This window comes from Nonomuraea sp. NPDC049624 (genome assembly GCF_040675255.1).
GTDB lineage: Bacteria > Actinomycetota > Actinomycetes > Streptosporangiales > Streptosporangiaceae > Nonomuraea.
Genome location: NZ_JBFAOR010000010.1, coordinates 119,560 through 138,766 on the forward strand (window position 1 = coordinate 119,560; position 19,207 = coordinate 138,766).

The 19,207-nt window shown below is 72.3% G+C and carries 18 protein-coding genes; 11 read left to right on the plus strand and 7 right to left on the minus strand.

Features of this window, described 5'->3' with window-relative positions; genetic code table 11:
• Positions 1-10 precede the first annotated feature (10 nt).
• The 6 genes from AB0J76_RS37040 (at position 11) to AB0J76_RS37065 (ending at position 6,158) form a co-directional block, all read left to right on the plus strand.
• Entirely contained in the window at positions 11-1,258 is a 1,248-nt protein-coding gene (locus AB0J76_RS37040; RefSeq protein WP_352322806.1) for a sugar ABC transporter substrate-binding protein, read from the plus strand.
• 3 nt (positions 1,259-1,261) lie between these two features.
• A complete protein-coding gene (locus tag AB0J76_RS37045) occupies positions 1,262-2,191 on the plus strand; it encodes a sugar ABC transporter permease (protein ID WP_352322805.1) in 930 nt (309 codons plus the stop codon).
• Positions 2,184-2,993, plus strand: coding sequence for a carbohydrate ABC transporter permease (locus tag AB0J76_RS37050; protein WP_352322804.1), 810 nt, complete (start codon positions 2,184-2,186; stop codon positions 2,991-2,993). The genes AB0J76_RS37045 and AB0J76_RS37050 overlap by 8 nt, the downstream gene beginning before the upstream one ends.
• A 46-nt stretch (positions 2,994-3,039) precedes the next feature.
• Positions 3,040-4,788, plus strand: coding sequence for a bifunctional metallophosphatase/5'-nucleotidase (locus AB0J76_RS37055; protein ID WP_352322803.1), 1,749 nt, complete (start codon positions 3,040-3,042; stop codon positions 4,786-4,788).
• Positions 4,789-4,973: 185 nt separating this feature from the next.
• Complete coding sequence (locus AB0J76_RS37060; protein ID WP_352322802.1) at positions 4,974-5,720, plus strand: alpha/beta hydrolase; 747 nt, start codon at positions 4,974-4,976, stop codon at positions 5,718-5,720.
• Between the two features lie 24 nt (positions 5,721-5,744).
• Complete coding sequence (locus tag AB0J76_RS37065) at positions 5,745-6,158, plus strand: cytidine deaminase (protein WP_352322801.1); 414 nt, start codon at positions 5,745-5,747, stop codon at positions 6,156-6,158.
• An 86-nt stretch (positions 6,159-6,244) separates the two neighbouring features.
• Here the strand turns inward: AB0J76_RS37065 and gdhA are convergent, their stop codons facing one another.
• Complete coding sequence (gdhA, locus tag AB0J76_RS37070; RefSeq protein ID WP_352322800.1) at positions 6,245-7,588, minus strand: NADP-specific glutamate dehydrogenase; 1,344 nt, start codon at positions 7,586-7,588, stop codon at positions 6,245-6,247.
• 169 nt (positions 7,589-7,757) lie between these two features.
• Here gdhA and AB0J76_RS37075 point away from each other — a divergent pair, with 169 nt between their 5' ends.
• Both AB0J76_RS37075 and AB0J76_RS37080 read left to right on the plus strand, forming a co-directional pair.
• Positions 7,758-8,003: a DUF2945 domain-containing protein gene (locus AB0J76_RS37075; protein WP_352322799.1), complete on the plus strand. Its 246-nt coding sequence runs from the start codon at positions 7,758-7,760 to the stop codon at positions 8,001-8,003.
• Positions 8,000-8,329, plus strand: coding sequence for a DUF3140 domain-containing protein (locus AB0J76_RS37080; protein ID WP_352322798.1), 330 nt, complete (start codon positions 8,000-8,002; stop codon positions 8,327-8,329). Before AB0J76_RS37075 ends, AB0J76_RS37080 begins: the two co-directional genes overlap by 4 nt.
• Before the next feature lie 60 nt (positions 8,330-8,389).
• On the opposite strand, the gene AB0J76_RS37085 is transcribed toward AB0J76_RS37080, so the two are convergent.
• The 5 genes from AB0J76_RS37085 to AB0J76_RS37105 all read right to left on the minus strand — a co-directional run bounded on the left by AB0J76_RS37085 (position 8,390) and on the right by AB0J76_RS37105 (position 13,397).
• A complete protein-coding gene (locus AB0J76_RS37085) occupies positions 8,390-9,559 on the minus strand; it encodes an MFS transporter (protein ID WP_352322797.1) in 1,170 nt (389 codons plus the stop codon).
• Between the two features lie 208 nt (positions 9,560-9,767).
• A complete protein-coding gene (locus tag AB0J76_RS37090; protein WP_352322796.1) occupies positions 9,768-10,460 on the minus strand; it encodes a GNAT family N-acetyltransferase in 693 nt (230 codons plus the stop codon).
• Positions 10,461-10,648: 188 nt separating this feature from the next.
• Entirely contained in the window at positions 10,649-11,068 is a 420-nt protein-coding gene (locus AB0J76_RS37095) for an SRPBCC family protein (RefSeq protein ID WP_352322795.1), read from the minus strand.
• A 45-nt stretch (positions 11,069-11,113) separates the two neighbouring features.
• Positions 11,114-12,205 (minus strand): hypothetical protein, encoded by a 1,092-nt coding sequence (locus AB0J76_RS37100; RefSeq protein ID WP_352322794.1) that lies wholly within the window; start codon positions 12,203-12,205, stop codon positions 11,114-11,116.
• 292 nt (positions 12,206-12,497) lie between these two features.
• Positions 12,498-13,397 carry a LysR family transcriptional regulator gene (locus AB0J76_RS37105; RefSeq protein ID WP_364392342.1) on the minus strand — a complete coding sequence of 300 codons (900 nt, stop codon included), beginning with the start codon at positions 13,395-13,397 and terminating at the stop codon, positions 12,498-12,500.
• Positions 13,398-13,502: 105 nt separating this feature from the next.
• Here AB0J76_RS37105 and AB0J76_RS37110 point away from each other — a divergent pair, with 105 nt between their 5' ends.
• Genes AB0J76_RS37110 through AB0J76_RS37120 form a run of 3 tightly spaced genes read left to right on the plus strand, consistent with a single transcriptional unit; the run spans position 13,503 to position 16,846 of the window.
• Positions 13,503-13,931, plus strand: a complete 429-nt coding sequence (locus tag AB0J76_RS37110) for a hypothetical protein (RefSeq protein WP_352327776.1) — start codon at positions 13,503-13,505, stop codon at positions 13,929-13,931.
• Entirely contained in the window at positions 13,924-15,543 is a 1,620-nt protein-coding gene (locus AB0J76_RS37115) for a multicopper oxidase family protein (protein WP_352327775.1), read from the plus strand. Before AB0J76_RS37110 ends, AB0J76_RS37115 begins: the two co-directional genes overlap by 8 nt.
• Positions 15,544-15,601: 58 nt before the next feature.
• Positions 15,602-16,846, plus strand: a complete 1,245-nt coding sequence (locus tag AB0J76_RS37120) for an FAD-dependent oxidoreductase (RefSeq protein ID WP_352327774.1) — start codon at positions 15,602-15,604, stop codon at positions 16,844-16,846.
• A gap of 16 nt (positions 16,847-16,862) precedes the next feature.
• Here the strand turns inward: AB0J76_RS37120 and AB0J76_RS37125 are convergent, their stop codons facing one another.
• Positions 16,863-19,151, minus strand: coding sequence for a polysaccharide lyase 8 family protein (locus AB0J76_RS37125; protein ID WP_352327773.1), 2,289 nt, complete (start codon positions 19,149-19,151; stop codon positions 16,863-16,865).
• Between the last annotated feature and the right edge of the window lie 56 nt (positions 19,152-19,207).

Genomic DNA, 19,207 nt, shown 5'->3' on the forward strand with positions numbered 1-19,207 from the left:
GGAACTGCCCGTGCGCCTGCGTATGGCACTCGCCGCCGCCCTGGCGATGACACTGGCCGGTTGTGGCTCCGGCTCCGACACCACCGCCACCAAGCCAGGAAAAGTCACGATCAGCTACGCGATCTGGGAGAAGAACGACCAGCCCAGCACCCAGAAGATCATCGACGCCTTCCAGAAGCAGCACCCCGACGTCACCGTCAAGCTTGAGATCACCCCGTGGGACCAGTACTGGACCAAGCTCCAGACCGCGGCCACCGGCGGCGCGGCCCCCGACGTCTTCTGGATGAACAGCCTCAACGTGCGCATGTACGCCAAGGGCGGCGTCATCGCCCCCTTCGAGAACGCCGACGTCAGCGCCTTCCCGCAGGCCATCGTGGACGGCTACCGCTACGACGGCAAGCTGTACGGCATGCCGCGCGACGTCGGCGTCCCCGTGCTCTGGTACGACAAGGAGCTGTTCGACAAGGGCGGCGTCGCGTACCCGACCGCCGACTGGACCTGGGACGACCTCAAGGCCGCCGCCAAGAAGCTGACCGACCCGGCCAAGAAGCAGTACGGCCTGCTGGCCCCCCTGTGGGACCAGGGCGGCTTCTACCCCACGATGATCCAGGCCGGCGGCCACGTCATCTCCGCCGACGGCAAGAAGTCGGGCTTCGACAAGCCCGGCTCCATCCAGGGCCTGGAGTTCTGGACCGACATGATCAACAAGGACAAGGTGGCCCCGCCCCTCCAGGCGACCACCGACACCAGCCCCGTGCAGCTGTTCATGACCGGCAAGTACGCCATGTACTACGGCGGCTCGTGGCTGGCCAGCACGTTCAAGGCCAACACCGAGCGCGGCGGCAAGGTCGACGTGGCGCCGCTGCCCAAGGGGCCCGCGCAGGAGGCCGTCATCCTGCTCGGCCTGGCCAACTCCGTCTCGGCCAAGAGCGAGCACCCGGCCGAGGCCGCGCAGTTCGCCACGTTCCTGTCCTCCGACGAGGCCGAGAAGATCCTCAGCGACTCCGGCGGCGCCTCGGTCTCCTCGCGGGCCGGCACCCAGGACGGCTGGTTCGCCGCCTTCCCGGACTACCACCTGAAGGAGACGTTCGCCGCCTCCATCCCGAACGGCGTGCCGTACCCCGTCTCGCTCAACACCGCCAAGTGGCAGGACGTGCAGAACAAGCTCCTGGCCGAGGCGTGGGCGGGCACGCGGCCGACCGCGGAGGCGGCCAAGGAGATCGCCGCGCAGATGAACGAGATCCTGGCCAAGGAGTAGCCGATGGTGCTGACCGAGGAACGGGCCGCCGTCAAGGCGGCGGCCCCGCCGGGGCGGCGGTCGCGGCGCGACTGGCTGTGGGGTTACGGGCTGATCGCGCCCATGGCCCTCGGGCTGGCCGTGTTCTACCTGTGGCCGATCGTCCAGACGCTCTACCTCAGCTTCACCGAGTCGGGCGTGTTCGGCGGGCAGACGTGGGTGGGCCTGGACAACTTCGCCGCCCTCCTCGGCGACGAGGAGATGGCCGGCGCGCTGCGCAACACGCTGCTCTACTCCGTGCTCGTGCTGGTGGGGGTGCCGCTGTCGATCGTGATCGCGGCGCTGCTGAACGTGCCGGGGCTGCGCGGGCTCGGCTTCTACCGCACGCTGTACTTCCTGCCGGTGGTCACCATGCCCGCGGCCGTCGGCCTGACCTGGCGCTACCTCTACAACGGCGACTTCGGGCCGATCAACTACCTGCTCGGCCTGGTCGGGATCGACGGGCCGTACTGGGTGTCCGACCCCGAGTTCGCGATCTACGCGGTCGCGGTGGTCGGGATCTGGACCTCGCTCGGGTACAACGCGGTGTTGTTCCTGGCCGGGTTGCAGGGCATCCCCAGGCACTACTACGAGGCCGCCTCGATCGACGGCGCGGGCCGGGTGCGGCAGTTCTTCCGCATCACGCTGCCGCTGCTCACGCCCACCACGTTCTTCGTCGTGGTGATCACGCTGATCAACACGCTGCAGGTCTTCGACCTGGTCTACCTCATGATCGACACCAAGAGCCCGGCGCTGGCGGGGAGCCGCACGATCGTCTACCTCTTCTACGAGCAGGGCTTCGTGCAGAACAGCCGCGGCTACGCCGCCGCCATCGCGGTCGTGCTGCTGGCCCTGATCCTCATGCTGACCGCCGTCCAGTTCCGGCTGCAGAGGCGGTGGGTCCACTATGAGTAGGCGCTGGATCGTGCACGCGGTCCTGCTCACCGGCGGCCTGATCATGGTCATGCCGTTCGTCTGGCAGCTCGTGGTCTCGCTGCAGACCATGACCGAGTCGATGCGGGTGCCGCCCACGGCGGTGCCGTCCTGGCAGTGGCACAACTTCGCCGACGTGTTCCGGACCGTCCCGCTCGGGCGGCAGTTCCTCAACACCGTGGTGGTGACGGCCGCGGTGACGGCCGGGCAGCTGCTGCTGTGCTCGCTGGCGGCCTTCGCCTTCGCGCGGCTGGACTTCCCCGGACGCGGGCCGGTCTTCATGTTGTTCCTGGCCGTGCTGATGGTGCCGGGGGAGCTGTTCCTGCTGCCGCGGTACGAGATCATGCAGGGGCTCGGGTGGCTCAACAGCCTCCAGGCGCTCATCGCCCCCGGCGTCTTCGGCGCCTTCGGCACGTTCCTGCTGCGGCAGTTCTTCAAGACCCTGCCCAAGGAGCTGGACGAGGCGGCCCGGCTGGACGGCGCCAACCCGCTGCAGATCTACTGGTGGATCATGTTGCCGCTGGTCCGGCCCGGCCTGCTGGCGCTCGGGCTGCTGACCGTCATGTGGTCATGGAGCAGCCTGCTCTGGCCGCTGGTGGTCAACACCGACCCGGAGATGATGACGCTCTCCGCCGGGCTGGCCTCGCTGCGCGGCCAGTACCTGACGAACTACCCCATCCTCTTCGCCGGGTCCGTCGTGGCCTCGCTGCCGGTGATCGTTCTCTTCGTGGTCATGCAACGGCAGCTGATCGCCGGGATCGCGTTCACCGGCTCGAAGGGCTGATCGGCAAGTCTTTTCTCCCGCTATATCCCCTTATTTAGGAGTATGCGTGTCCTCGTTCCGTAAGTGGATTATTGTCGCCTTAGGCGTCGCTCTGGCCTCGTCCGCCTCACCGGCACTGGCCGCGCCCAAGCCCGTGGACGTGCAGTTGTTGTCGCTCACCGACTTCCACGGCTACATCACCCCGCAGAGCAACGCCACCGACGGCACGATCAAGGATCCGCAGGGGAAGACCCTGGTGGTGGGCGGCGCGCCGTACCTGGCGGCGCATCTCGACCGGCTCCGGCAGGGGCACGAGAACACGGTCACCTTCTCCAGCGGCGACAACTTCAGCGGCTGGCCCACCGAGGTGTCGTACCACGCCGACGAGCCCACGATCGAGTTCCTGAACAAGATCAAGGTGGAGTTCACCACGGTCGGGAACCACGAGCTGGACCGGTCGCTCGAGTTCCTGCGCGACCACATGGGCAAGGGGGAGTGCTTCGGCGAGGTCGGCCTCGACAGCTGCTTCACCGACTCCGACGGGCAGCCCTTCCACGGCGCCGACTTCGACATCTCCACGGCCAACATCACCATGAAGGGCGACACCCGCCCGGTGCTCCCGCCGTACGTGATCAAGCGGTTCCAGGGCATCCCCGTCGGGTTCATCAACCTGACCACGCCCACCACCGTGGACGGCTCCACCTCCTACCAGCCGTCGCTGGACAACCTGCCGCTGGTGGAGACGGCCAACAAGTACGCCGAGATCCTCAAGCGCCGCGGCGTCAAGGCCATCGTCGCCAACGTGCACGAGGGCGGCAAGGCCGGCGAGGACTACAGCGGCTGCGGGGACCAGAAGTCCGGGCCCATCTGGGACTTCGCCAAGAACGCCTCGCCCGACATCGACGCCATCGTCACGGGCCACTGGCACTGGTTCTTCAACTGCTCGATCCCCGACCCCGCGGGCAACCCCCGCCCGGTCGTCGAGGCCGCCAACCACGGCCGCCTCATCAGCGAGATCAACCTCCGGCTCGACCGCCGCACCCGCGACGTCATCAGGACCGCGACCACCGCGGCCAACCACCCGGTGACCCGCGACATCACCCCCGACCCCGCCATGGTGAAGCTGGTCGACCACTGGAACGCCATGCAGAAGGAGACCTACGCCAAGCCGTACGGGACCATCACCGGCGACCTCACCAGGACCCGCGACGCCACCGGGCAGAGCACGCTCGGCAACACCGTGGCCGACGTGGAGTACTTCGACTCCCAGCAGACCGAGGGCGGCAAGGCCGACCTGGCCATGGTGGCCGTGGCGCCGACCAAGGGCTCGAACTCGCTGCGCGGCGACCTGAGGTTCGCCAAGGGCGCCAACGCCGCCGACGCCGACGGCAAGGTGCTCATGGGCGAGTCGTGGGCCGCCTGGGGTTACGCCAACCCGGTGGTCACGGTGTCGGTCAAGGGCTCGCAGCTCGAACAGGCCCTGGAGCAGCAGTGGCAGACGCAGGCCGACGGCACCGTGAAGTTCGCGCCGCTGGCCGTGTCGAGGAATGTGCGCTTCTCCTACTCCCCGAACCGGCCCGTGGGCGACCGGATCAACCCCGCCGACGTGGTCATCGACGGCCGGCCGCTCGACACCGGCCGGACCTACCGGCTCGCGGCGCTGGCGTACACGCTGCTCGGCGCCGACGGCTACACCGCCTTCGCCGGGTACACGGACGCGGTGCGCGGCAGCCGCGACTACGAGGCCATGCGCGCCTACCTGCGGCAGGGCCCGCTGACCCCGCCCGCCCTGGACCGTGCGGTGGCACTGCCGTAGCGCTCCCGGCGCGGGAGGCCGCGCGGCCTCCCGCGCCCGGAGTCGCGGCATGCTCCGATTCGCCCTGCCCTACGCGGCCGTGGTGCTGGGCGTGACGGCCTGGATGGCCAGGGTCGCCGGAAAAAGCCCCGGCGCCGTCTCGCGTGGGACAAACCGGTCAGTGAATGACTGGTAACGTCTGCGCGATGACGATTTCTCATGACGTGGCAGGCGACGGACCGGCGCTGCTCCTCCTGCACGCGGGTGTCTGCGACCGGCGCATGTGGGACCCCCAGTGGGAGCCGCTGATCGCCGCCGGTTTCCGGGTGGTCCGGTGCGACCTGCGCGGCTTCGGGCAGAGCCCGCTGCCGACCGAGCCGTACAGCAACTCCGGCGACGTGCTGGGCCTGCTCGACAGCCTGGGCATCGACCGGTTCTTCCTGGCCGGCAGCTCCTACGGCGGGAAGGTGGCGCTGGAGGTCGCCGCGAGCAGCCCCGAGCGGGTGGCGGCGCTGGTCCTGCTCTCCGCCGCCCTGCCCTGGCGGGAGCCGAGCGCCGAGCTGCGCGCGGTCGGCGAGCGTGAGGACGCGCTGGTCGAGGCGGGCGACCTGACGGGCGCCGCGCAGCTGATGGTCGACCGCTGGCTGGGCCCCGACGCCGACGAGAAGGCCGGGCGGGCCGTGCACGAGATGCAGCTGCGCGCCTACGAGCTCCAGCTCGCCGAGGGGGTCGTCGGCCCGGTCAAGGTCCAGGTGGACCCGGCGGCCGTGACGATGCCGTGCCTGGCCGTGTCGGGCGCGCACGACGTCGCCGACTTCCGGCACACCGAGGCCGACCTGCCCGCCGCCCGCAACGTCGAGCTGCCCTGGGCGGCCCACCTGGCGAGCATGGAACGGCCGGCCGAGGTCACCGAGCTGATCGTCGAATTCCTGCGCGAGCAGACCCGCGCCTGAGGCGTCAGGTCACGAGGAGGGGCAGTGAGCCGGCACGTCGACCGCGAACTCGTCCAGGCCGCCGCGGAGGTCGCCCGCACTCGTTGCCGGGGTGACAACCACACCATGGCGGCCGCCGCGCGCGCCCGCGACGGCCGGATCGTCACCGCGGTGAACGCCTACCACTTCACCGGCGGCCCCTGCGCCGAGCTGGTCCTCATCGGCGCGGCGGCCGCCCAGGGCGCGTACGAGCTGGACACGATCGTCGCGGTGGGGGACCGGGAGCGCGGGGTAGTCCCGCCGTGCGGCCGTTGCCGTCAGGTCCTGCTGGACTACTTCCCGGCCCTGCAGGTCATCGTGGGCGACGGCGACCGCCTCCGTACGGTCCCCGTCACCGACCTGCTGCCCGAGACCTACGTCTGGGCCGACCACCAACTGCCTCCCGGCACCCCGTCCTGACCCCGGCCCCCGGCCTGCCCTCCCGGCTCCCGGCCTGATCTCGCGCGCACGCCGCGCCGGTGAGGGCGGGCCGGGGGCCGGCGCGGTCAGATGAGGCCCAGCGCGAGCATGGCGTCGGCGACCCGGCGGAAGCCGTCGATGTTGGCGCCGGCCACGTAGTTGCCGGGCATGCCGTACTCGTCGGCGGTCTGCAGGCAGCGGCCGTGGATGTCCTGCATGATCTCCTGGAGACGGCGCTCGGAGAACTCGAACGTCCAGGAGTCGCGGCTGGCGTTCTGCTGCATCTCCAGCGCGCTGGTGGCCACCCCGCCCGCGTTGGCCGCCTTGCCCGGCCCGAACGCGACGCCCGCCTCCAGGAACACCTTGATGCCCTCCGGCGTGGTCGGCATGTTGGCCCCCTCGCCGACCGCGACGCACCCGTTGTCCACCAGGAACGCGGCGTCCCGGCCGGTGATCTCGTTCTGCGTGGCGGACGGCATCGCCACCTCGCAGGGCACCTCCCACACGCTGCGGTCCGGGACGAAGACGGACTGCTCGCCCCGGCGCTCGGCGTAGGTCTCCAGGCGCCCCCGCTCGACCTGCTTGACCTGCTTGAGCAGGTCGAGGTCGATGCCCTTCTCGTCGACCACGTAGCCGGAGGAGTCGGAGCAGGCCACCACGACGCCGCCGAGCTGTTCGATCTTCTCGATCGTGTAGACGGCCACGTTGCCGGAGCCCGACACGACGACCCGCTTGCCGTCGAACGACGTGCCGCGGGCCTTGAGCATCTCCTCCACGAAGAACGTGCAGCCGTAGCCGGTGGCCTCGGTGCGTACCTGGGCGCCGCCGTAGACCAGGCCCTTGCCGGTGATCACGCCGGATTCGTAGCGGTTGGTGATGCGCTTGTACTGGCCGAACAGGTAGCCGATCTCGCGCCCGCCGACGCCGATGTCACCGGCCGGGACGTCGGTGTACTCGCCGATGTGCCGGTAGAGCTCGGTCATGAAGCTCTGGCAGAAGCTCATCACCTCGCGGTCGGAGCGGCCCTTGGGATCGAAGTCCGAGCCGCCCTTGCCGCCGCCGATGGGCAGGCCGGTCAGGCCGTTCTTGAAGATCTGCTCGAACCCGAGGAACTTGACGATGCCCAGGTAGACCGACGGATGGAAGCGCAGCCCGCCCTTGTACGGCCCGAGCGCGCTGTTGAACTCCACCCGGAAGCCACGGTTGATCTGCACCTCGCCCTGGTCGTCCAGCCACGGCACGCGGAAGATGATCTGCCGCTCGGGCTCGCAGATCCGCTCGATGATCTTCGATTCGGCGTACTCGGGATGCTTGCCGAGAACTGGGCCGATGCTTTCGAGCACCTCGCGCACGGCCTGGTGGAACTCGACCTCGCCGGGGTTCCGGCGCAGGACGTTGTCGTAGGTCGACGACAGTTTCTCGTGCAACAAGGGCTCCCTACATCACTGGTGCGATCGTGCTCACTTTACGATTCGGCCACTCGTGAGCAGCAGCCGCCCCGCCCCGAGGACGCCCGCGTCGGCCCCGGGACGGCGACGGCAAAGGAAGGTTTTGCCCGCCCGGCCGAGTGCGGGAGGGGGGCGGGGTAGCGCGCATCCTATGACCGGCAAGCGCAAGGACGATCCGTCCGTGGGTGACGAGGTGTCCTGGAAGAGCCACGGGTCCACGGCCCGCGGCAAGGTGGAGAAGAAGATCACCAAGAGGACCAAGGAGGCCGGCCGTACGGTGGCTGCCTCGCCCGACGACCCGCAGTACGTCGTGCGCAGCGACAAGAGCGGGCGCGAGGCCGTGCACAAGCCGTCCGCGCTGCGCAAGGGCAAGGGCAAGGGCAAGGACGCGAAGTGAGCGGCGACCGGGACGTGGCGGCCGAGTTCGGCCAGGCCGTCAACATGACCGCGCACGAGCTGGAACGCTGGCTGGACACCGAGGAGTCGAAGCAGGTCGGCCAGAAGCAGGACGGCGGCGGCGAGTCGACCGGCCACGCCTCCGGCCGCGAGATCGTCCGGCTCCTCCGCAAGGGCAGATCCTCCTGGACCGGCCACGACTACGAGCACATGGCCAAGGTGATCGGCTACATCCACCGGCATCTGGCGCAGCGCCCGTCCGGTGACGTCCGGGAGACCCGGTGGCGCTACTCGCTGATGAACTGGGGGCACGACCCGCTCAAGTGAGCGGCGCCTGCGCTCACCGGCGGCTTTCCAGAGACGGAAGGCCGCCGCCGGGCGGGCTGCTCAGTCGTCGTGGGCGATGAGCATGAGCTGCCGCCACAGCAGCACCACGAACACCGCCGAACCGGCGAAGGCGAACCAGAAGGGCGCCGCGACGCCGAACCGGGTGGCCAGCACGCCGCCGATCAACGAGCCGACCACCAGGCCGGCGTAGACGCAGACGGTGTTGACGCTGCCCACCCGCCCCTGGAGCTCCTGCGGGACCGCGCGCTGGCGGACGGTGCCCGAGGTGGTGCCCCAGATGAAGGCGTGCGCGCCGAAGACCAGGAAGATGGCTCCGGCGACCCACGGCGAACGGGTCAGGGCCAGGCCCAGGTGGGTGAACGTCTCGATGATGAGCCCGATCCGCATCAGGGCGCCGAGGCTGACCCTGCGGGTGATGGTCCCGTACAGGCCGGTGCCGATCAGGCCGCCGATCCCGCCGATGGTGGTCATCAGGCCGAACCCCATCGCGCCGAGGCCGAGCTGCTCCTGGGTGTAGAGGACGAGCACCGACCAGGCCGCGCCGAAGGTGAAGTTGAAGATCAGGATGGTGAGCGCCAGCGTGCGGACCGCCGGGTGCCGCACCGTCCAGCTGAACCCGGCGACGAGCTCGCGCACGGTGTTCGGGCGCGGCGCGTCGTCCGGCCGGACCCGCGCCGGCAGCGCGATCCGGGAGACCAGGACCATCCCCGCCAGCACCAGGAGCAGCTGGCTCGCGAACGGCCAGGTCAGGCCCAGCCCGAACAGCGCCGCGCCGATCGGCGGCCCGGCGAGCTGGTTGAGCGTGATGAACCCGGTGCCGAGACGGGCGTTGGCGACGATCAGGTCGTCCCTGGAGACCATCATCGGCGTCAGGGTGGACGTCGCGTTGTCGGCGAACACCTCGGCGATGGACCGGAGCGTGAGCGCCGCCAGCGCCGTCGCCACGGTCACGGTGCCGGTCGCCATGAGCACGACGAGCGCCGCCAGCACCACGGCGCGTACGGCGTTGGCGACCAGCACGATCCTGCGGCGGTCGTACCGGTCGGACAGGACGCCGGCGTACAGGCTGAACGCCAGCGGCGGCGCCCAGCTGACCAGGGCGGACAGCGAGATCATCAGCGGGTCGCGGGTCAGCGTCGCGATCAGCAGCGGGCCGGCGGCGGCCGCGATCCCGTCACCGAGATTCGTCAGCCAGCTCGACGCCAGCAACCATCGGAACCCTGTCCCCAACCGGGCCGGCAGGACCCGTTCCACGACTGTGACCACGAGCGCAAAACCATACGTTTCACCGGGGGGCGGGGCAACACGTTTTCCCCAGGCCCGAAGCGCCCGCCCGGGCAGACCAGGGCCGCCGCGGGCCGTCGCGGGCTGCCCCGGGCCGCCGCGGGGTGCGGAGACCCAGCGACCACCTGGGGTGTCACGGGGTGCGGAAGCCGCGGAAGGTCACAAGTCTGCGGGTTCGGAAGCCGAGCCGCTCGTAGAGGGCGATCGCGCCGGTGTTCGCCTCGGCCACGTGCAGGAACGGACGCTCGCCGCGGGCCACGATCCGCGAGACGAGCGCGCCGACCAGGCGGCCCGCGTGGCCCCGGCCGCGCGCCTCGGGCGCGGTGCACACGGCGCTGATCTCGGTCCAGCCCGGTGGCCGCAGCCGCTCGCCCGCCATCGCGACCAGCTTCCCGCCGTCGAAGACGCCGAGGTAGGTGCCCATTTCGCGGGTACGCGCCCAGAACGGCCCCGGTCGCGTCCTGGCGACGAGGTCCAGCATGTGCGGGACGTCGTACGCGCCCAGTTCGGTGACGTCGCCGGGCACGGCGGGGGCGCGGTCGCCGCCGTCCCAGATCAGCTGGCGGCCGTCGAGGGCGAACACCGGCTCCCAGCCGGGCGGTGGGGTCGCCGGGGAGCTGAACAGGTCGGCGAGCTCGCCCGGCCCGAGCAGCCGGGCCAGGTCGGCCCACGCCCGCTCGTCCGGCCCGGCCGGGACCGAGGAGAAGGTCGCCACCTCGGCCCGGTACGTGGCCGCCGCGCCGAGCCGCCGTGCGAGGTGCGCGTGACGGCCGCGCAGTGACGCGCCTACCGGGTCGTCGAGCGGGGTGGCGTCGGGATCCGCCATCGTGGTGTGCGCCTCTCAGGTGGTGCGGGGGAGCCGGCCGGTGGGACGGGGGGCCGTCCGGCGCCGGTCATCCTAGTGACCTCACCGCCACCGCCCCCGCGCCGGGCCCTGCCCCCGGCCTCCGCCAGTCCGGTGCCGGGCCAGTGGGAGGCAGGGCGGCGGCGGGGGCAGCGGTGGGCCCGTGGCGGTCAGGGGCGGGGTGGGGACGTGGCTTCGATGGCCTGTCTCATCTCCGTCGCGCCGTACCGCATCCGCTGGCCGACCTCGGCGGCTCGCGCGTCGGGCAGCACGTCGGTGATCCAGATCAGCCGGCCGGCCCCCTCGCCCTCCGGGTGGACCTCGAAGGAGGCGTGATGGTGGGCCAGCGGCGGCCTCGCGCCCTCCACGACCGCGTAGGCCAGGCGGCGGGCGTCGTCGTCGATCGCGACGATCAGCTCGCGGATCACGTGCCCGTCGGGGAACGTCAGGAACCGCTGGTCGCCGTCCAGCCTGGTGTCCTGGACGCGGCCCGGGAGCAGCCGTTCGTGCACGGCCCCGACGTCACGCAGGACGTCCCAGATGTGGTCGGGGGAGGCATCGATGACGACTTCGTGCCGGATGGAGGCCATGGGATCCCTTTGTTTACGTACTTCATTATGAAGTGCTTCGCTATGTTAGCGAACGTCCCAGTCCTCCCGTCGCGGCGGGTAGGCGAAGGTCTGGCGGTGGGCCCAGTCGCCGCGCACGACGCGGTAGTCGTGCGCGGCCTCGCTCGCGGGGTGGTCGGGGCCCACGTCGACCCGGTCGGCGACCGACCAGACGCCGTTGATCCGGTGCTCCACGGTGTAGAGGAACTCGTTGAACCCCGAGCCGGACACGCAGGTGTTGACGACGGTGAGCGCACGCCGACCCGCCGTCAGCCCCGGCGGGAGGTCGACGATCTGGTTCCGCCACTTGTGGACGGCGTCTTCCAGCAGCGGCCGCCACCTCGCCGCGGGCACGCCGTCGACGGTGATGGTCGCGTCCTGCAGGCCGACGCCGGCGTCGAGCCGGCGGATCAGCCGTACGCCGGTGTTGGCCGGGCTGACGCTCACGGTGAACCGGCTCGACCCGCCGCGGGGGAACGCGCGGCCGTCGTCGGTGACGATCTGACCGGAGTCCACGGCCTGACCGGAGTCCACGGCCTGACCGGCGTCCACGATTTGGCCGGACGTGCTTTCGGGCCGCGGCTCGGGCCGTCCCGTCAGCCGTACGGCGACGACGACGGCCAGGGCCAGCGCGGCGGCCACCGGCACGGCGATCCCGGCGAACAGGACGGCCCGCCGCGGCCCGCCACCCAGCACCGATGCCGCCCCGCCCGGCAGACCTGGTCCCGCCGGACCGGACGCGGCCGGCGGGGGGCCGTCGGACGCCTGCGAGCCGCGATCGTCCCAGGCCCCGGCGGGCAGCCGGCTGATCCGCACCCGGTCCCAGGCCCGCTCCCAGGCGGGAAGCTCGTGGTCGGGCACCCGGCACCCGCGCAGGAACGCCACCATGACCGCCTTCTTGGGAAAGCGCCGGCCGGCCAGCATGTCGGCGCACGTGCTGCGCGGCAACCGGGCGCCGCCCGACCTGTCGGCCCGCGCCTGCAACTCCCGCAGCGACACGTCGGCCCGGGCGAACTGCTCGGCCAGCAGCCGCACCAGGTCCTCGTGACGGCTCACCGACTCAGGCCCGGTGGCCTCCGCGGCGCCCGGCGGCAGCCCGCCACCGTGGACCTCGCTCATCGCTCCGCACCCCGCCCTCTCTTGACCGGGCCGTAAGGCCCCGCAGACCAGCGACAGAAAGTGTACGGACGGTCGCGCCGCGTGTCCGGGTTCTCTTGGCCCGGCCGTCGCTCCGCTCCCGTGCCGTGCGGGAGACGCGGCTCGACACGGCTCGGCTCCGGGCGGCACGCCCGATGATCGACCCCCTGTTCCTCGACATGCCGCTGTCCCTCTGCCCCGCGCCGGAGCCCCGCCCTGGGTGCGCGGGGAGCGTCAGGCTGAAGACGGCGAACCCGGTGCACACCGCGACCCCTCAGCGTTTCTCGTGGGGTTCGCCGGCCAGCCAGTCCCAGCTGGTGATGGTGGTGCGCATCAGGCGGGCGGCGGTGGACAGGTGGCTGTCGGCGCCCCAGAACAGGGTGAGCGTGCGGCGGCAGTCGGGGTCGTCGACGTCCACCCAGGCGAGCGGGGCGCGGGTGGTGGAGCGGCGGGCCAGGGACGGGACGAGCCCGATGCCGAGCCCCGTGCTGATCAGGTCGGCGATGGCGCTGGACTCGTCGCCTTCGCAGACGATCCGCGGCGTGCGGCCCCTGGCGGCGAAGAGCCGGTCGAGCAGCCGGCGTTGCCAGTGTCCCTTGCGGGCGGTGACGAACGGCTGGTCGGCGAGGTCGTCGATGGTCACCGACGTACGGCCGGCCAGCGGGTGGTCGAGCGCGGTGGCCAGCCCGACCGGCTCGTCCAGCAGTTCGGCGGCCTCCAGCCCGTCGGCGTGGATCGGCTGGGAGGCGACGCACAGGTCGAACTCCTGGGCGCGCAGGCGGCGGGACATGTCGTCGGCGGGGGCCCAGTGGAGCTCGATCTCGGCGGCGGGATGGGCGCGCTTGTAGGCCGCGAGCGGCCCGGTGAGGGTCAGGAAGGTCTCCGAGGCCAGGCGTACGGTGCCGAACCCCTCGCCGGCGGCCTCGGCGACGGCGCGCCGTCCGGCGTCGAGCTCGCCGAGCGCCCGTTCGACGAAGCCGCGGAACAGGGTGCCCGCGCCGTTCAGGCGGAGCCGGCCGCCGCGGTCGAACAGCGGCGTGCCCAGCTCGCTCTCCAGGCGGGCGATCGTCCGGCTCAGGGACGGCTGCGCGACGCGCAGCTCCTCGGCGGCGGCGCTGAGGTGTTCGAGCCGGGCCACCACCAGGAACTGGCGGAGGGCGTTCAGATCCATCATGCCTCCCAACGCATAACACCATAGCAATATAGATCTTGGACAAGATAACTCAGGAGCCATAGCGTCGGAGGCGTTCCATCAGGACGGACATGAGGAGGACCCTCGATGCTCAGCGTGGTCGACGGACCGCGAGCCGATGCCACGCGCCGCACGGCACCCGTGGGCTGGACGTTGCGGGCGACGGTCAGCGCCCACATGGTGGCGATCGCCGGCCAGCCGGTGTTCGCCGGCGTGTACCTGACCGGCGACTACGACAGCCTGCGCTGGCACTCCTTCGGCGCCGACGTGGTCACCTCCGTCGGCTACCTCCAGCTGATCGTGGCGATCGTGGTGTGGGCGCGCCTGCGCCGCAGCGGGCCGTTCCTGGCCACGGCTGCGGTGGTGGCGGCCGAGACGGCGCAGTACTTCGCCGGGCTCGACGGCGCGTTGTGGCTGCACATCCCGCTGGGAGTGGCGACCGTCGCCGCGCTCACGGTGCAGTTCATCGACGTGTGGCGCCGGCCCTTCCCGCGTCGGGCGGCCCGCGATGCCTGAGCTCGACCGGCCGGCGCGCGGCGTGACCAGGCGGCAGGCGCTCGGCATCGGCGGCGCGCTCGGGCTGATGGCGGCCACCGGGCTCGGCACCTCGGCCGCGATGGCCCGGCGGCCCTCGATCACCGGCGCCGAGCTGCGCAGCGACCTGCCGCTGCCGCCGCCGTTCCAGGTGCCGCTGCCGATCCCCGCCGTGCTGGCGCCGTCCGGCGCCTCGGGCGGCGCCGACCGTTACGAGATCGTCCAGCGCGAGACGACCCTGGAGATCCTGCCCGGCGTACGGACCAGGGCCTGGACGTACGGGGGCACCTTCCCCGGGCCGACGATCGAGGCGCGCCGGGGCCGGCCGATCACCGTGACGCACCGCAACGACCTGCCCGTGCCGACCGTCGTCCACCTGCACGGCGGACGCACCCCGGCCGCCTCCGACGGCTACCCGACCGACCTCGTGCTGCCCGAGGGCTGGACGGAGCCCACCATGCACATGGCGCACGGCTCCGGCATGGGCGGCATGGGCGGCATGCGCGACCCGCGGGCCGTGCTGAGCAGGCGGACCAGGGACTACACCTTCCCGCTGGACCAGCGTCCGACGCTGCTGTGGTACCACGACCACCGGATGGACTTCACCGCCCCCGCGATCTGGCGCGGCCTGGCCGGGCTGCAGATCGTCCGCGACGACGCCGAGCAGGCACTGGGCCTGCCCGCGGGGCCGCGCGAGCTGCCGCTCATGATCGCCGACCGGGCGTTCACCGCCGAGGGCGAGCTCGCCTACCCCGCACTCGACCCCACCCTGCGGGAGCGGCCAGGCGTGCTCGAACCGTACATAGCGGGCGTGCTCGGCGACGTGATCCTGGTCAACGGCGCCCCCTGGCCCGTCCACGAGGTGGACGCGGCCCGCTACCGGCTGCGCCTGCTGAACGCCTCCAACGCCCGCCACTACGAGCTCGAAGCCGTGCTCGACGACGGGCGGCGGCTCGACCTCGTGCAGATCGGCGCCGACCAGGGGCTGCTCGCGGCCCCCGTCACCCACCGGGTGCTGCCGATCGCGCCGGCCGAGCGCTACGACGTGGTCGTGGACTTCGCCCGCGTCCCGGTCGGCGGGCGCGTCCGGATCGTCAACCGGCTCGGCTCGGGCCGCACCCGGGACGTGATGGCCTTCCGGGTCGCGCGCGCCGCGGCCGACGACAGCCGGGTGCCCCCCGTGTTGTCCACCGACCTGCCGGAGTGGCGGCGGGCGGACGCCGTACGGGTGCGCGAGTTGTCCTTCCGCGCCGGCCGGATGCACGACGGCCGCGGCTGGCTGATCGGCGGGCTGCCGTTCGACCCCGCCCGCTCCGACGTCACCGTGGGCCTCGGCGACGTCGAGGTGTGGCGGATGGTCGCCGACGTCCACCACCCCGTCCACCTGCACCTGGTCGGCTTCCGGGTGCTCTCGCGCAGCGGCCGGCCGCCGTTGCCGCACGACGCGGGGCTGAAGGACACCGTCTCCCTGCGGCCGGGCGAGTCGGTGGAGATCATCACCCGGTTCGACGGCTACCGCGGCCGCTACCTCTTCCACTGCCACAACGCCGAGCACGAGGACATGGCCATGATGGCCAACCTCCAGATCGTCTGACACCCAGATCGTCTGACACCCCCCGCGCACCCCGGCACCGTTCACAAGGAGCGTCACCATGCCCGCCGATCCCGGCATCGTCATCATCGGCGCCAGCCTCGCCGGCGCCCAGGCCGCGCGGGCCCTGCGGCTCGACCACGGCTACGACGGGCCGCTCACGCTCGTCGGCGACGAGCACCCCCTGCCCTACCAGCGTCCCGCGCTGTCGAAGGGCTACCTGCTGGGCACCACCGAGGCCGCCGAGCTCGACGTCCTGGACCCGCGGTTCTACGCCGCCCAGGACGTCGCCCTCGCCCTCGGCGCCCCCGCCACCCTGCTCGACCTCGACGGCCGGCGGGTGAAGCTGGGGCGCAACGTGGAGCTGCCGTTCGGCCAGGTGCTGATCGCGACCGGCGCCCGTCCGCGCCGCCTCCGGGTGCCGGGCGCCGACCTCGACGGCGTCCACTACCTGCGCGACCGCGAGGACAGCGAACGGCTCGGCGCGGCCCTGCGCGCGGCCTCGGCCGTCGTCGTGGTCGGCGCCGGCTGGCTCGGCTGCGAGGTCGCCGCCGCCGCCCGCGCGCTCGGCGTGCCCACGACCGTGGTCGACCCGCTGCCCACGCCGCTCTACCACGTGCTGGGCGACCGGATCGGCGGCGCCGTCGCCCGCCTGCACCTCGACCACGGCGTCGAGCTGCTCACCGGCGACGGCGTCGAGGCGGTGCTCGGGACGCGCTCGGTCGAGGCGGTGCGCACGGTCGCCGGGCGGCGCGTCCCGGCCGACCTGGTCGTGGTCGCCGTGGGCGCCGTCCCCAACACCGAGCTGGCCGAGGCGGCGGGGCTGCGCGTCGACGGCGGCATCGTCACCGACGGCCGCCTGCGCACCTCGCACCCGGCCGCGCTGGCCGCCGGCGACGTCGCCCGCCACCGGCACCCGCGCTACCTGAAACCGGTCCGGATCGAGCATTGGGACAACGCCGTCGTCCACGGGACCGCCGCCGCGGCCACGCTGCTGGGCGAGCCGGTCACCATCGACCACGTCCCGTACTTCTTCTCCACGCAGTACGGGTCCACCCTCGAATACGTCGGCCTGCCCACCACGTCCGACCGCGTCGTCACCAGGGGCGAGCCGGGGGAGCCCGGGTTCGCCGCCTTCTGGCTCGACCGCGGCGTCCCGGTGGCCGCGCTGACCGTGGACAGCCAGGACGCCGGCCACCTGCGGTCCCTGGTCGCCGCCGGGCACACCGCCGATCCGCGCCGGCTGGCCGACCCCGGCGTCCCGGCGGCCGAGCTCCTGCCGCACGTCCCCACCGGCGCCTCATGAACGGCGGCGGCCCGGCTCAGACGCGCAGGACCGCCTGACGGGTGTGCCCGCGGCTGCCGCCGACCTCGACCTTGACCGCCCGCTTGGACCGGCGCACCCCCCGGTCGCCCTCCTTGACCGACCTGACCGGCCACGGCAGCTTGATCCGCACGTCGTCGGCGGTCCTGGACGGGTCGGAGACGGCCAGCCGGACCCGGTGACGGTCGTGGCGGAGCAGCACGACGCACGGCCCGTCGGCGGCGAGCGGCCCGTGCGGGGTGTCGACGGCCCCCGCGCGCCAGAACACCGCGGCGATCAGGTCGTCCCGGCTGACGGCCTGGACCGTGCGGGAGTTGGCCAGGATCTCGACCCGCCCGCGGTAGGCCGCGGTCTGCTCGGGGGTGGCGGCGGGCAGCACGGCGTAGGCGTAGCGGGCCCGGCGCGGATCGACGCCGTGGTCGACCAGGATCGTCGTGTAGTGCCTGGTGACGGGGGTCGTGTCGCCGCCGGTGGTGGCGCCGGTGTCGATGTCGCGCCAGCGGCCGGTGCGCCGCTCGCGGATCACCTTCGCCTCGGCGCCGTCGAGCAGCGCGTATCCGGCCACGCCGGACAGGTGGACCCAGCCGTCGCCGCGGGTCAGCGGGGGATGGGCGCCGTGGGTGTTGCGGTTCTCCACGACGGTCTCGACGCGGCGGCCGTCGGAGGCGGTGATGCCGGTCCCTAAGGCGATCACCCCGTCGTCGAGCAGGAACCACGCCTTCCTGGCCCGCAGCGAGGAGCCGTCGGCGATCAGCCTCATCGCCGCCACGCCGTACTCGCCGTCGAGCGCCGCGCCGCCCGCCCACGGGGTGGGCGGCAGGCGGCGCGCGCCGTGCGGGAGGTCGGCGCGCCCGCGGGTGTCGACCGTGGTGCCCGGCAGCCGGTACGGGTCGATCGTCGGCCACAGGTCGTCGTTCCAGTGGGTCAGGTCGTCGGTGTAGAGGTACGTCATGCCGTCGCCGGTGTACCAGCCGTGCAGGTTCTCCTGGTTCATGCCCTCGGCCGCGCCGATGCGCTCGGAGCTCATCGCGATGGCGTACGCCCAGGTGGGACGCCGGTGCACGACCCGGTCCATGTCGGCGAAGACGTACGTGCCGGTCGTGCGGGGGCCGACCGGCACGGACGCGTCCGCCAGCAGGGCCTGCGCCCGCGCGACGCTCGCCAGCGGGGCGACCGCGGCGTACGGGACGGCCTGGTTGCGGGTGAGCCAGCCCTTCACCATCGGCCGCCAGCGCCGGGCGTGGCGCTCGGGCGCCGTCTCCAGCAGCGTCAGGATGGCCTCGACCGCCTTCTGCCCCGAATGGTGGTCGCGGTGGCCCTGCACCGAGATCTGCCGGCCGCGCACGCAGTCCATCATCAACCCGTCGAAGATGAACGGCGTGAACGAGCGGTCGACGAAGTCGTAGACGTTCCCGACGTCGCGGATCTCCCACGGTGACCTGGCCAGCATGGCGATCAGCTTGGCCACGCTCTCCAGATAGTCCACGCCGTAGCTGCCGTTGTAGGGGAACACGCCGTGCTGGATGAAGGAGCCGTCGCGGTAGAAGCCGTCGCCCGGCCCGCCGGTGGGGCGCAGCAGGTCGGAGACGGCCTTCCTGGCCCGCTTGAGCAGGCGGGCGTCGTGGGTGAGCAGCCCGCGCATCGCCACCGCCATGGCCTTGCTGGCCCGGTTGGCGCCGGTCTCGACCACGCCGGGGTGGCTGACGCGGCGCTCGGGGTCGGGGCACCAGTGGCGCAGCGGGCGCAGCCAGCGGCGCAGGTCGTCCTTGGGCAGGCCGTCGTAGAGCAGCGCGCAGGTGTCGGTCAGCGCGCGCGGGACGCCGATCTCCCACCAGTACCAGTTGCTGCCGCGGCGGTCGAGGCCCTCGCGGTAGGCGTGCTCGTACAGGAAGTCCAGGGCCCTGGCCGCGGTCTCGGCGACCCGCTCGTCGCGGTGCATGTCGGTGCCCGGCGTGGCCCAGCCGAGCGCCAGCGTGCGCATGCGGTTGTAGGCGCGGTTGAAGTTGCCCGTACGGGGGTCGTCGAGCGGCAGGTCGGGCCACAGGCTCGGCCGGCCGGGAGCGGGGTCCATCTTGCGCAGCACCGCGTTGGCCGAACCCTCGACGGCCCGCGTCTTGTCCAGGTACGCCGGGTCGTACGTGGCGCCGGCCAGCAGGCTCACCCATCGCTCCCGGGCCGCGTCGAACGCGGCGGCGCCGACCGCCTCGGCCGGCCTCTCCCACAGAGCGATTCCGGCCACGGCCGCGGCCCCCAGCAGGGCGGACCGGCGGCTGAGGGGGTGGGTCATGGAAGCCTTTCGACAATCAGCCATCTACCAGATGAAAAGATCCTATGTCGGCGGCA

Coding starts and splice junctions, on each gene's coding strand:
- AB0J76_RS37045 (WP_352322805.1), top strand. CDS start 1,262: ATGGTGCTGACCGAGGAACGGGCCGCCGTCAAGGCGGCGGCCCCGCCG.
- AB0J76_RS37050 (WP_352322804.1), top strand. CDS start 2,184: ATGAGTAGGCGCTGGATCGTGCACGCGGTCCTGCTCACCGGCGGCCTG.
- AB0J76_RS37060 (WP_352322802.1), top strand. CDS start 4,974: ATGACGATTTCTCATGACGTGGCAGGCGACGGACCGGCGCTGCTCCTC.
- AB0J76_RS37075 (WP_352322799.1), top strand. CDS start 7,758: ATGACCGGCAAGCGCAAGGACGATCCGTCCGTGGGTGACGAGGTGTCC.
- AB0J76_RS37090 (WP_352322796.1), bottom strand. CDS start 10,460: ATGGCGGATCCCGACGCCACCCCGCTCGACGACCCGGTAGGCGCGTCA.
- AB0J76_RS37095 (WP_352322795.1), bottom strand. CDS start 11,068: ATGGCCTCCATCCGGCACGAAGTCGTCATCGATGCCTCCCCCGACCAC.
- AB0J76_RS37100 (WP_352322794.1), bottom strand. CDS start 12,205: ATGAGCGAGGTCCACGGTGGCGGGCTGCCGCCGGGCGCCGCGGAGGCC.
- AB0J76_RS37105 (WP_364392342.1), bottom strand. CDS start 13,397: ATGATGGATCTGAACGCCCTCCGCCAGTTCCTGGTGGTGGCCCGGCTC.
- AB0J76_RS37110 (WP_352327776.1), top strand. CDS start 13,503: ATGCTCAGCGTGGTCGACGGACCGCGAGCCGATGCCACGCGCCGCACG.
- AB0J76_RS37115 (WP_352327775.1), top strand. CDS start 13,924: ATGCCTGAGCTCGACCGGCCGGCGCGCGGCGTGACCAGGCGGCAGGCG.
- AB0J76_RS37120 (WP_352327774.1), top strand. CDS start 15,602: ATGCCCGCCGATCCCGGCATCGTCATCATCGGCGCCAGCCTCGCCGGC.
- AB0J76_RS37125 (WP_352327773.1), bottom strand. CDS start 19,151: ATGACCCACCCCCTCAGCCGCCGGTCCGCCCTGCTGGGGGCCGCGGCC.